The 12,748-nt window shown below is 73.6% G+C and carries 7 protein-coding genes; 3 read left to right on the top strand and 4 right to left on the bottom strand.

What is annotated here, in order from left to right:
- Nucleotides 1–571: 571 nt before the first annotated feature.
- On the top strand, nucleotides 572–3,139 hold the full coding sequence (locus tag ITX44_RS30060; RefSeq protein ID WP_372441032.1) for a protein kinase domain-containing protein: 2,568 nt from the start codon (nucleotides 572–574) through the stop codon (nucleotides 3,137–3,139).
- A 449-nt stretch (nucleotides 3,140–3,588) separates the two neighbouring features.
- Here ITX44_RS30060 and ITX44_RS30055 read toward each other — a convergent pair whose 3' ends face one another.
- The 3 genes from ITX44_RS30055 to ITX44_RS30045 form a co-directional block, all read right to left on the bottom strand.
- Nucleotides 3,589–3,837: a hypothetical protein gene (locus tag ITX44_RS30055; protein ID WP_205361024.1), complete on the bottom strand. Its 249-nt coding sequence runs from the start codon at nucleotides 3,835–3,837 to the stop codon at nucleotides 3,589–3,591.
- The gene (locus ITX44_RS30050; protein ID WP_205361023.1) at nucleotides 3,834–4,295 is read right to left on the bottom strand and encodes an ATP-binding protein; all 462 of its coding nucleotides are present in this window, start codon (nucleotides 4,293–4,295) and stop codon (nucleotides 3,834–3,836) included. The genes ITX44_RS30055 and ITX44_RS30050 overlap by 4 nt, the downstream gene beginning before the upstream one ends.
- A gap of 173 nt (nucleotides 4,296–4,468) precedes the next feature.
- Nucleotides 4,469–5,680 carry a helix-turn-helix domain-containing protein gene (locus tag ITX44_RS30045; RefSeq protein ID WP_236061986.1) on the bottom strand — a complete coding sequence of 404 codons (1,212 nt, stop codon included), beginning with the start codon at nucleotides 5,678–5,680 and terminating at the stop codon, nucleotides 4,469–4,471.
- A gap of 276 nt (nucleotides 5,681–5,956) precedes the next feature.
- Between ITX44_RS30045 and ITX44_RS30040 the strand changes: the two genes are divergently transcribed.
- A complete protein-coding gene (locus ITX44_RS30040) occupies nucleotides 5,957–6,181 on the top strand; it encodes a hypothetical protein (RefSeq protein WP_205361018.1) in 225 nt (74 codons plus the stop codon).
- Between the two features lie 583 nt (nucleotides 6,182–6,764).
- Nucleotides 6,765–7,190 (top strand): DUF2550 family protein, encoded by a 426-nt coding sequence (locus ITX44_RS30035; protein WP_205361016.1) that lies wholly within the window; start codon nucleotides 6,765–6,767, stop codon nucleotides 7,188–7,190.
- A gap of 50 nt (nucleotides 7,191–7,240) precedes the next feature.
- Here the strand turns inward: ITX44_RS30035 and ITX44_RS30030 are convergent, their stop codons facing one another.
- Entirely contained in the window at nucleotides 7,241–12,613 is a 5,373-nt protein-coding gene (locus tag ITX44_RS30030; protein ID WP_205361014.1) for an IPT/TIG domain-containing protein, read from the bottom strand.
- Between the last annotated feature and the right edge of the window lie 135 nt (nucleotides 12,614–12,748).

The raw sequence follows: 12,748 nt of genomic DNA, 5'->3' as shown, positions 1-12,748 counted from the left end.
GGGAGAGCGCGGGCGGGTGCTGCCGGACGATTGCCAGGGGTGCACAGGCGGTCGGCGGTGTGCTGGTCGGCTTGCGCCTGGCCGAGGTGGCGGACTTGGGCGACGCGCTGGACCTGGGCCTGGCGCCGGAGCCGGCAGCACGGATTCCGGCGGCACGGTCGGGGTCAGGCCCGGGAGACGTGCGGGTGGTCCGGGCGTACCGTCCGGGTACGGCACGTCGGCAACTGGCGGGCCGGGCGCAACCGAGCGGGGCGCTCCTGGCGTCCAGCCGGGCATACGGCCGGCCGTGGCTGTGGGGCGGCTCGCGGTCGCGGGGCGGGACCTTGGGGGTGGGGCTGTGCGGTGGGGTGTCAGGCGGCGGAAGGACGGTTCCGGCGGGCGGGACCGGGGCACGGGCGAGGCCGGTCCGACGGCGGACCGTACGGCAGCGGGCGGCCCGACATCGGTCGATTCAGGGACGGTTGGGCCGGATGGCACCGACGCAGGCACGCCCGGTGCGGGCGTTTCAAGCCTGGTCGAGTTCAGCGGTCTGGCCGAAGCCGCGGGTCGGGCCGGGCGGCCCGCTGAGGCGGTGAGCCTCTACCGCGCGATGGTCGACGCGGCACGGGCGGTCAGGCCGCCGGACGACCCGCTCCTGCTCAGCCTGCGGCACCAACTCGCCCACTGGACGGGCGAGTCCGGGCAGCCGGGCGAGGCCGTGGAGATGTTCGCCCGGCTGCTGGCCGACCGGGAGGCCCAGCAGGGCCCGCGGCACCAGGACACCGTGCTGGCCCGGCACCAGCTCGCCCACTGGTACGGCCGGTCCGGGCGCACCGAGGAGGCCGCCCGCCGCTACGCGGAGATGCATGCCGAGGCCGCGCGGGAGGGGCGCATGGAGACCGCCATGGACCTGCTGTGCAACGCCGCCTACTGGCAGCAGGAGGGCGGCGACACGGCGTCGGCGCTGCGCACGTACACCCGCATGCTGGAGATCACCGAGCGCGAACTCGGCCCCACGCACCAGTCCGCCGCCGTCGCCCGGCAGCGCTACGCCGCCCTCGCCGGGGACCTGCCCTTCGGCCACGACCGCGGCCACGACAGCCTGCGCGACCTGATCGTCGTGGCCCACCAGATCGGGCTGAGCGGCGACCCGCGCCGGGCCGGCCGGATGTACGGGCGGGTCGCCGAGATGTCCGAGTACCTGTACGGCGTGGCCAGTTCGCAGGCCCTCGACGCGTGGACCGCGCAGGCCGCCGCTGCGGTCACCGCCGGCGACGCGGCCGAGGCGAGCGAGGCCTACGGCCGGGTGCTCGACTGCATGGCGCTGCGCGGCGAGGGCCCCGGCACCTCCGACTACGACAATCTGGTCGCGCAGCGGGACAAGCTGACCCGGGCCGCCGCGAAGAAGATCGTGCGCCTCGCCGAGCCGGCCGCCGAGCTGCTGGCCGGCCAGGTGACCGCCGCTCCCGGTACGGCCTTCGGGCTGCTCCTCCGCCCGGCCGGCGCTCTGGCCGCCACCCGGGTGCGGGCCCTGCGCGACCGTGTCGGCGGCTTCGGCCCGGACGCACTCGGCCCCGAGCAGTGGGCGGCCCTGCGCGAGGACCTGGCCGAACAGGGCCTGGAAGCCGTCGCCCTCTACGCCGCCCGCGCCGGCCGCCGCCCGGCGCCCGGCGAGGCGGACCTCGCCGAACGCCTCGCGCTGCCGTACGTCCACGCCTCCGATCAGGGCGACGGCACCGTGGCTCTGGAGGGCACGGCCTTCGAGGGCGGCGAGCCGCGGCCCGTACAGGTCGTCGTCGACCCCGAGGAGCAGCCGCGCCCGGAGCCCGTCGTCCCGAGGGGCCGTATGCCGTTCAACCCGAACGCGGAGGCGCTCGACGGCTGGGTGGAGGTCAAGCGGGCCCAGCCGGCCCGCGCCGCCGACGGCCCGGCGGCCTTCGGCCCGTACACCGTGCTGGAACTCGTCGGCGAGGGCGGCTTCGGCCGGGTCTACCTGTGCCAGGACGCCGACGGGATCATGGTCGCCGTCAAGACGCTGCACGAGCGGCACGCGGTCGACCCCGACCTGCGGGAGGACTTCGCGCACGAGGTGGGGGCCGCGCGCCGGGTCGAGAGCCGGTTCACCGTGCCCGTGGTCGCCGCCGACACCGACGGCCCTGTCCCCTGGATGGCGGTCCCTTACGTGGCCGCGCCCTCGCTGAAGGAACTCGCGCGGGTCGGCCCCTTGGACGAGCAGACGGTACGTGTCCTCGGCGCGGGCATCGCCGGTGCCCTGACCGCCATCCACGGCCAGGGCATCGTCCACCTCGACCTCAAACCAGGGAACGTCCTGCTCACCGAGGACGGTCCCCGGGTCATCGACTTCGGCATCGCCCAGATCGAGCGGCTGACCGAGCCCCGCCGGGGCTTCGCCGGCACCTACCGCTACGCCTCGCCGGAACAGCTCCGCGAGGAGCCTCGCTTCACCCCGGCCAGCGACGTCTTCTCTCTCGGCACGATGCTCGCCGAACTCGCCCTCGGCCGCAGTCCCTGGGGCGACGGCGGGGCGTGGGAGGTGAAGATACGGGTCTGCACCGGCGCCCCGGACCTCGCCGGCCTGCCCCCTGGACTCGACCGCGTCGTCCGCCACTGTCTGCGCCCCGACCCGGCCGGCCGCCCCACCCCGGCGGAGGTCGCGGCGGCGCTTCGGCCCGACACCCCGGAAGGTTCGGCCGCCACCTTGCCGCCCCTGGCCCGGGAACTGGTCCGCGAACACGCCACGAGCACGGGCGGCACCCTCGTGCTGGGCCTCAGCGCACGTGCGGGCTCGCCCACGGCCGTGGTGCCGGAGCCCGCGCAGACCGTACGGGAAGCGACCCGCGCCATGGCCCGCAACCTGGGCCTGCGCGTCCAGCGCTGGGAGGCGGACCCCGGCCGCAGCCACGCCACGCCCCTCGTCCGCGAGGAGCTGGCCGCCTTCCTGGACGAAGCCCGGGCCCTCCTCGGTGCGCAGCATCCCCTGACTCTCCGCCTCGAGCTGTCCCACGCCCTGCTGGCCGCGGTTGAGCCCGACGGCAGGGCAGCCCTCTCCGACGTCCTGCGCCGCGCGGCCACCCGCCTCGGTGAGGGTCACCCGGCCGTTCAGCAGGCCCGCACCCTGCTGGAGGCGCTCACCGGATGACCTGACGGAGTGCCGTTCGCCGGGGGTGGCCAGGGCCCGCCTGGCGGCGGGCGGTTCGCCCGGAGCAGCCAGGGGCGCGGGGCTGTAGTTGATATGCGGCGGGGGTTCCGCAGCGCGGGTCGTCACCGGCCCGATGGGGCTGTTGCTGTCGTGTCCGGGCCACCGGCGGGTGTGTGGTTGCTCGCGCAGTTCCCCGCGCCCCTTCGGGGCGCTCCGGGCGAACCCGCACTCCGCAGGGGCCCGGTTCGCCCGGGGATCTCCAAGGCCCGCCTGGCGGCGGGCGGTTCGCCGGGAGAACTCAGGGGCGCGAGGCTGTTGTCAATATGCGGCTGGCGCCGCGTGGGCGCGACCAGCCGACCACCGTGGCGTGGGTCGCCACCGGCCCGAAGGGGCAGTTGCTGCCGTCTCCGGACCACCGGCCGGTGGCCGCTGCGCGCGCCGCCCATCAACTACGGCCCGCAGCGGATGGTGACGGCCAGTACGGCGGTCTGCTCGGCCCGGTCCTGGCCGTGGGCGACTGGGAGGACCAAGCCGCCCGCGTCGGCTTCGAGGATCACGTCGGCCAGGGCGGCATCGAGGTGTTCGGGTCGGACGTCCTCGCGGCTGGGGTCGTTGTCGGCCCAGGCCGGCAGGTGGTCGCGTATCGTCAGCCCGCTGGTGGTCGTGACGGTCCAGGTACGGGCCTTCGTCGTGGTCACTGGGTCACCGCCACGGTGGCGTCGTGGGTGTCACCGTCGGCGCACACGGCCCAGACTGTTTTTCCGGGGCCGTTCCGGTCGCTGACTCCCCAGTGTCCGCCGGTCAGGGCCTCCACCAGGAGCAGGCCGCGCCCGGACTCCTCGTCCACGGCCGCCTCCCGACGCTCCGGTTTCGCCTCGGACACGTCGTGCACCTCGATCCGCACCCCGCACTCCAGCCGCTCGAACCGCGTGAAGATCAGGTGCCCGTGCGGCGGGTGCGCATGGTTCACGGCGTTGGTGACCAGCTCGGACACGACCAGTGCGGCGCTGTCCGTGAGCTGGGGCAACCCCCAGGCGCAGAGGTGATCGGCGAGGACACGGCGTGCCCTGCCCGCGGAGCGGGGAGCGGGCGGCCACGTCCTCTCGACGATCAGTGGGCGGTCATCGGCCAGGGCCGGCTGCGTACCGGGGGTCATCACTCGACCCCCGGGCATCCGAGCGGGCGGCGGTTAAGCTCGTGCATGTCAGCGTTCCTCGTAGGCGTTGGCCACGCCCCCGGGCCGCTCGCAGCGCGGTCGCGGGGGTCCTGTTGGCAGATGACGCTACGAGTGATCGCCACAGGCCATGGGCACGGATTGTGCCCCCTTGATTACGCCGCCAGGATGCCCATCTTCACGGCGAGCTGGGACGCCCGTTGCCGGCGGGCAGGGTCCCTGGACTCTGCTTCCTCCAGCACGATCCGCTTCGCGTACCCGTTGTACTTGATCGTCTCCGGGGCGGCCTCGTGCGCCTTGTCCAACGTGGCGAGGGCAACGTCGGGCTGGCCGTCCAAGTGGTAGCCGCGTGCCTCCTCGATGCGGTGACGTGCCCGGCGCGGACGGGACGGAATGACGGCCGCCTCCGCCGCCGCGGCCTGCCGTACGGATTCGCCGCCCGCGTGCAGTTCGACGGCCACGGTGACGGCATGCGCGCCCATGATGGCCTGCGAAAACGACGTGACAGGGTCGTAGTAGTCGGTGGGGAGGCGTTCGGCCATGGCGCGGGCCCGGTCCCAGTACCGCCATGCCGTACCCGTCTCGCCCCGACGCGCAGCCGTGTATCCGGCCTCGAACGTCAGCGCACCGGCGATGGCCAGCACTTCGTCCGGCGCGTCCGGCAGCAAGGGCGTCAGGTACGCAAGGGTCTCCAGGTTCACGGCGTCCGCCGCGTCGAAGTGGGCGGGGCCGGAGTCACGGTGCGCCTGGCCGGCAAGCCACGCTGCCAGACCGATGGCGCGTGGGTCCTCGCTCTCCTGCGCGGCGACCAGACCGCGCTCGGCCACCCGCCACAGCAACGCCGCATCGGGCTGGTAGGCGACGAAGAACTGGCACAGCGAATACGTTTCGCTGAGAATCGCCTGCGCCGCCCGGCGTTGCACCGCCCCGACGGACTGCCTGACCGCTGCCTGCGCGTCCCGGATCAGGTCCGGCAACAGGGCCCCTACCACTTCTCGATGGTTGGGCGACTTGTGACGTGCGGCCCACGCGTGATCGAGCCGGGCGCGCAGGTGCGCGGTCGACGGCGCTTCGTGCCGGGAGCTGACCGGGTAGGCATCCACGGCGGCCTTCACGGCGGCGAGCCTGGGATGCCCGGGTCCCGCGAACAACTCCACATGCACCGTCTGGCTGCCCGTGAGGTCGGCGAGATCCCGCACCCGCAGGACCTCGGCAATCCGCAGGATCACGTCGAGCTTCGGCGTCTTGAGCCGGCCGGTCTCCACTGCCTTCACCCACGAGCCGGAACGCCCCAGAAGACCGCCCAACTGGTCCCGGGTGATGCCCCGGCGTGTGCGCAGAATCTGCAGCCGCTGACCGAAGACCAGCGGGTGTGCGTACGGGTCCGGCGTACTGTCTGAAGACGTCACGGCCCTGCCCCTCCTTGCAGCTTCGTCACTGCCAGGGTAGGGGGCGGGCCGTCCTCGTGTGAGCCGGCTCGCCCCATGGACGTATCCCCGGTGCACCGCCCCGCTGCCAGGCGGACCCGGGTAGGCCTGATCAGGACCTGTCCGGTCGATCACGGTCCCGACCGCCCGGGACCTGACGTACCCGGTCCGGAAATTGGCTGCTGACCAGGTGCTGGCGGCTCTTACGATCAGTCCGTGAGCGACACTCCGGCGCATTGGACCGTACGCCATTTCTCGCAGGCCAACCCCGCCGGCTCCGGCTGTGACAGCGTTCCGGCCCTCTTGCGACGGCTGGCGGACAGCATCGAGGCGTTGGGCCCGGCGGGGATCCAGGACGTGCTGATGGGGTGGTCAGAGATGACCGAGCACGGCCCCTGGTGGTCGGGCACCGTCTACTTTCACCTGCCGGAAGACGCATGAGGACTGATCTTGACGCTTACGAGCGGAGCCGGATCACCAGTGCCGCGGCGGTGGCGGTGGCGAGGTAGACACAGCGTCGCTTGCCGAGGCGAGTTTGCAGGCGGGGGGTTGGTGGCGACCTGCGGCGTGGCGGTGGGCCGGTCGCGCCCACGCGGCGCCAGCCGCACAACAAGCACAGCCCCGCGCCCCTGAGCACTCCGGGCGTGCCGCCAACCGCCAGGCGGACGTGACGCCTGGACCAAGCCCGGCGCACCGGCTCACCGCAGAGAGCGGGTTCGCCGGGAGCGCCCCGCAGGGGCGCGGGGAACTGCGCGCTCAGCCACCGTCGGCCGGTGGCCCCGATGCGACAGCAACTGCCCCTTCGGGCCGGTGGCGACGTGCGCCACGGTGGGGGTACCTCCCAGGCCGAGGGCTCTGGGGGAGGGCTGGTCGCGCCCACGCGGCGCCAGCCGCACAACAAGCACAGCCCCGCGCCCCTGACCGCTCCGGCCGAACCGCACTCCGCCACGTGCGGCCCCGGTACGCTCGGCGGGCCGCTCGCTGCTGGGTGGGCCCACGTACGCGCGACCCAGGACGGGGAACGGTGAGCGAACTCCTTTCCGCGGTGCTGGCGGACGGCATGACCGGGCTCCTCAATATGTGGCGGGAGAAGGCGCGCGCCCGGCGGTTCGCCCGGGGCAAGAACCCGCTCGTGCCCTGCGCCGTCCGCGGGGGTCCCGGTGCGGGTCCGGGCACGTGGCGGCAGGGCGCGCTGAAGCTGGACAAGGATGCCGTGCGCTGGCAGGCCCGGACCACCAGGCAGCAACTGACGCTGAAACGCGGCCGGGTGCGGCTGCTGGACGAACGGCGTCCCACCGCCCACGAATCCTGGTTCGTGAATGGCGACATGCTGATCCTCGGCCTCCACTCCGAGCTCGGCCGGATGGACCTCGCGCTGCCCCCGGCCGACGTACCCCGCGTACGGAGCGCCCTGGGCCTGCCCGAGCCGTCGGCCGAAGGCGAAAGCTGAGGGGGCGCCGTCCTGGGACGGCGCCCCCTCAGCCTCAAGGAGAGAAAGGCTCAGCAGTCCGTCTTCTCGTGCTCGAAGAGCTTCTCGTGGTCGGTCCAGTCACCGAAATCCGCGAGGCCGGCGGCGGCGCGGTCGATGAGGGTGCCGCGGCGTTCCCATGTCTCGGCCTGGCGGGCGAGGTCGAGGACGGGGGCGCCGGCGTCCCAGGCGGCGCGTGCGGCGCCCTGGAGGCCGCGGGCGGCGAGGTCCACCCCGAAGCCGGCGCCGCCGACCACGGTGCCGATGCCGTCGACCGCGGCCTGGACGTAGTTGCCGTCGTGGATGTCCTTGGCGGTGGCGATGGCGCCGGTGGCCACCGAGATGCCGCCGAGGACCAGGCTGGCGACGTCCAAGCCGGGAATGGGGGCGATGACGACGGCGAGGGTGCCGGTGACCGCGGAGATGTCACCGGCGTGGTCGACCACCCAGGAGACCGGGTTGACACCCCACAGGCCGCTGGGGTCGATCAGGTTGGCCGGGTCGCCGTCGGCGTAGGCGTACGGGCTCAAGGTGAGCGCGACGGCCGGGTCGACGGTGAGGAACTGGCCGGTGCCCGGGTCGTAGTAGCGCTGCACCAGGAGCACGAAGCCGGTCTCGGCGTCGGTGTAGCCGCCGCCGAACCGCAGCGGGGTGGTGGCCGTACCCGTGTGGGTGACGGTCCTGCCGTACGCGTCGTAGCCGTACGTGGCGGTGACCGAACCGTCCTGGCCGAGCAGCGCCCTGGTGCTGCCGAGCGCGTCGGTGAAGTACCAGGCGGACGCGGACGGGCCGCCCGTGTCGCTGATCTGCTCGATCACCCGGCCGCCGGGCCCGTACACGAAGCTCACCGGTCCGTCGGCCAGGAGCTGCGCGCCGTCGGGGCCCGCGCCCCACACGAACTCCTCGGTGCCGGCCGCCGTCGTCTTGGCGGTGCGCAGGCCGTCGCCGTCGTACGTGTAGCGGGTCTGCCCAGGGCCGGGAACGGGGTCGGCGGCCCCCACGGCGCGCGGCGCGGCGGCCGCGTACGAAGCCCGCCGGGTGGGCGTGGTGTACGTGAACCGGTCGGCCCGGCCCTTGACGGAGGTGCCGCCGGGGCTGGTCACCGTGATGTCGACTGTCCCGGTGCCGCTGGGCGAGCGGACGGTGATCCTGGTGGACGACCACACGCCGAGCCTGGTGCCGGCCCGGCTGCCGAAGTGCACCGAGGTGGCTCCGGTGAAGTTGCGGCCGGTGACGGTGACGGTGGTGTTGCCGGCCCTGGTCCCGGAGGCCGGGCTCACCTTGGTGACGACGGGCTGGGCGTCGTAGGTGAAACGGTCGGCGGTGACCTTGGGGCTGGTGCCGTGGGCGGTGGTCACGGTGACGTCGATCGGACCGGCCACGTGCGCCGGGGACTTGACGGTCACCGTGGACGCGGTGGACGCGGTCGGCCGCACCGCCACCGAGCCGAAGTGGACGGCGCTCGCCCCGCTCAGGCCGGTGCCGGTGATGGTGACGGTGGTGCCGCCGCGCAGCGGCCCGGCGGACGGGGAGACCTTGCCGACGGCCGGGGTGAGGAAGTACGCGAAGCGGTCCGCCGCGGACGCCGCACTGGTGCCGTTCGGCGTGGTCACCCGGATGTCGAGGGTGCCGGTGCCGGCCGGCGCGGTCGCGGTCAGGACGGTGGAGGAGGTGACCGTGAACTTCGCCGCCTTGGTGCCGAACAGGACGGCGGTGGCGCCGGTGAAGCCGCTGCCGGTGACCGTCACCTTGGTGCCGCCCGTGGTGGGCCCGGTGGTGGGCGACACCTTGGTGACGGCAGGGGCCGGCAGGTAGGTGAAGCGGTCGGCGGCGGTGACCGCGGTGGTGCCGTAGGGCGTGGTCACGGTGATGTCGACCGTGCCGGTGCCCTTGGGCGCGGTGGCGGTCAGCGTGCCGGGGCCGGTGACCTTGAACGCGGCCGCGGTGTGCCCGAAGGCGACCGCGGTGGTCTGCGAGAGCGCGGTGCCGGTGACGGTCACCGCGGTGCCGCCGGCGGCCGGGCCGGAGGCGGGCGCGACCTTGGTGACGGTGGGCACCGGCGCCGTCACCGACGTCAGGCGCCCCTCGTCGTCGTAGCCGTAGGAGGTGGCGGCGCCCAGCAGATGGGTCGCCGTGTCGAGCACCGGCGTGCTGGAGGTGCGCTCGCCGTTCGCGTCGTAGCCGTAGTTCGTACCGGTGCTGCCGGTGACGGCGGAGGTGAGCTGCCCGGAGGCGTCGAAGGACTGCACGGCCTGCGCGAAGCCGGTGGCATTGCCGGCCTTGTCGTACGCGTAGGACGCGCCGTGCGCGGCGGTCAGCCGGTTCTGGTCGTCGTAGGCGTAGGAGGTGCTGCCGGTGAGCGCGCCGCCGTCGGTCTCGGCGGTCACCAGGGCGTCGGCGTCGCGCGCGTAACCGACGGAGGCCAGCACCGAGTTGTCGGCGTTCCTGACCGCGGTGCCGCTCTCCTGGCCGGCGGCGTCGTACGCGGTCGCGACCGTGTCGCCGTTGGGGTACGTGGTGCGGGTCGGGTTGCCGTCCGCGTCGTAACCGAAGGTGGTCTCGAGGCCGTTCCAGTCCGTGACGGACGCCAGGCGGTCGGCGCCGTCGTACGAGCGCTGGAGCGTCTGCCCGTTGGGATAGTTGATGGCGACCAGGTCGCCGGCCGGGTCGATGTCGTAGCCCACCGAGTGACCGGCGCCGTCCTGGACGGACGACAGGCGCCCGCGGCCGTCGTAGGTGTAGCCGGTGGTGCCGGTGCCGTCGGTCATCGACGTGCGGTGGCCGTCGAGGTCGTAGGCGTAGGCGACGTCGGGCGTGCCCGCGTCGGGGTAGTGCACGGACAGCGGGCGGCCGTCCCCGTCGTAGCCGTAGTCGGTGGTGCGCCCGGCCGGGTCGGTACGGGTGATGCGGAGGCCGGCCAGGTCGTACGTGTACCGCGTGGTGTGTCCGCCGGGGCGGGCGGTGAGGACCAGGTCGCCGCGGGCGTCGTAGCCGTCGACGGTCCGGGCGCCCTTCGCGTCGGTGGTGGCCGTGCAGTACAGGACGTCGGTGCCGGTGCAGCCGTCGGCGCCGGCGGCGATGTCGTACGCGGTGGCGGTGACGGACGGGGCGCTGCCGCCGGCGCCCTTGGTGACGGTCAGCGTGCGGCCGTCGGCGTCGTATTCGGTCGCGGTGACGTTGCCCTTCGGGTCGGTCACCCCGGTCCGGTTGGTGTCCGCGTCGTAACCGTACTGCGTACGGCCGGCGTTGGGGTCGGTGACCGCGGTGAGCAGCCCGTCCGGGTCGTACGTGGAGGTGGCGGTGTGCGGGGCGCGCGAGCCGTCCGCCGGGCAGTCGGCGCCGGCCGCGTGCGCGGTGGCCGAGACGGTGCAGACGAGTTCGCCGTCCGCGTCGTACCGGGAGACCGTGGTCTGCGCGGTCGTCGCGTCCGGGTGCCGGGTGACCGAGACGATGTCGCCGTAACTGTCGTACGTGACCTCCCGCGTCCGGCCGTCCGGGTCGGTCAGGGCGGTCACGTCACCGGGGTGCGCGGGGTCGTCGTGCGCGTACGTGTCGCCGCTGCCGTCCGCGTACCCCGTGCGGGTGAGGTTGCCGGAGCCGTCGTATTCGTACCACGTCCACTGGCTCATGGCCGACTGACGGTACGTCACCTGGTCGGCGCCGTTGTACCCGTAGCTCGTGGTGGCGCCGGTCGGGTCGGTGCTGCTGATCAGATTGCCGTCGGCGTCGTAGCTGTTGGTGGTGGTGGCGCCGTCCGGGTCCACGATCTGGGTGCGGCCGAGCGTGGCCGGGTCGTAGGCGTAATACGTGCTCGCCGCCGCGGGCGTGCCCGCGCCGTGGGTGACGGACACGAGCTCCAGGTCGCTGTACGCGTAGACGGTGACCGCGCCGTGCGGGTCCGTCACCGCGTTGACCGCGCCGTCGTCGGAGGCCGGGTCGCCGCTCCACGCCCAGTGCGTGGTCAGGCCCGCCTGGTCGGTCTGGTCCGTGACGCGGGCTTGCGCGTCGTAGGTGTTGTGCACGGCGCCGCCGCGCGGGTCGGTCATCGTGGTCAGCAGGTGCGCGGCGTCGTAGCCGAAGTGCCAGGCCCGGCCCGCCCGGTCGGTTGCCGTCAGCAGGTTGCCGTCGGCGTCGTAGGCGTAGCCGTACGTGCGGGACATCGGATCCGTGACGGAGACGATGTGGGTGCCGCTCCAGGCGAAGCCGAGGGTGCGGCCGGCCGGGTCGGTGACCGTCGACAGGTGCCCGTCGGCGTAACTGAGGCTGGTGGTCTCGCCGTTGCGGTCGCTCTCGGCGGTCAGCCGGCCGGCCGCGTCGAAGACGAAGGTGTCGCCACTGGCCCGGCGGGTGAACTGCCAGGTCCCGTCGGCCTCCTGGGTCAGGCCGGCCAGCACCCGGGACCCGGCGGTGTAGCCGCCGCTGCCGTCCGGGCTGAAGGTGACCAGGCTGCCGTTCTCCTGGCTGATGCCCACCGAGCCGTCCGCGCCGGTGGTCAGCGTCATGCCGTACGAGAAGGTCCAGCCGTTGCCGAACGGGCCGTCGGCGGCGGCGCGTTCGGCGTCGTACGTCCGGTACAGGTCCAGCGGCACGCCGCGGCCGGGCACCGACACGTCGTCGAACTGGTGGAAGAAGTCACCGGTGGCGCAGTTCACCGGGTCCGCGGTGAAGCAGGTCGTGGGGTGCTCGCTGGGGTTGGTCGCGCCGCCCTGTTCGTCGGTCGCCGGGCCGCCGCCGTTCGCGGCTCCCCAGCCGGGGAACGAGACGTTGTCGATGGCGAATCCGGCCGACTCGTCGGCCACCGCGTGCACCTCGAACCCCGCGATCCCGGGCAGGTTGACGTTCACCCGCACGATGCCGAGCTGGTTGGCCGAGACCGTCTCCAGCACGTTCCCGTTCGCGCCGATCGCGTCGATCTCTATGGAGCCCGGGTTGTCGATGTAGCCGACGTCCAGGCTGAAGCCGGACACGGTACGGGCCGTGCCGTCCGGCTGCACGAACGTCCCGTCGATGTTCCCCTGGAACAGCGGCGAGCCGGACAGCACCGGGCTGGTCGGGTTCGAGCCGTCGCCGGTGATGAACGGGGCGTCGCCGCCGAACACGATGCCGGCCGGCGCGTACTGGTCCGACACGGAGGTGCCGTAGGCCAGTTCGGAGAAGGTGATCAGCACGGGCCGCACCGGGCCCGGGCCGGCCGCCCTTGGCGCGGCCTGCGCCACCATGGCGCCGGTCCTGTCCCGTACCTTGCGGATCACCGGCGCGGAGGCCGGCGCGGCCGGCCGGCCCCTGGTGATCGAGCTGTGCCGCAGCGGCGCGCCCGGCCGTGACGTGGAGTGCGCGGTGCCCGCGGCGGCGGCCGGCGCGTACACCAGTAACCCCGCGAGCACGCTGATGACTGTGCCGACCACCGCCATTACGGCATGCCGGCGCAACGAAGTGACCACGCTGAAACCCCCCTCGGGCGCGCGTCATCCGCCGCCCGTAGCTGTGAATTCCGCGGCTTCCCCGGGCCGCGGAGCCCCGAGCGTAGGGGCACCACGTTC

The sequence above is a fragment of the Actinacidiphila acididurans genome (assembly GCF_016918855.1).
Classification (GTDB): domain Bacteria; phylum Actinomycetota; class Actinomycetes; order Streptomycetales; family Streptomycetaceae; genus Actinacidiphila; species Actinacidiphila acididurans.
Note: the sequence above shows the minus strand (reverse complement) of the source record. Positions and strands in the feature narration are given on the sequence as shown.

Coding starts and splice junctions, on each gene's coding strand:
- ITX44_RS30050 (WP_205361023.1), bottom strand. CDS start 4,295: ATGACCCCCGGTACGCAGCCGGCCCTGGCCGATGACCGCCCACTGATC.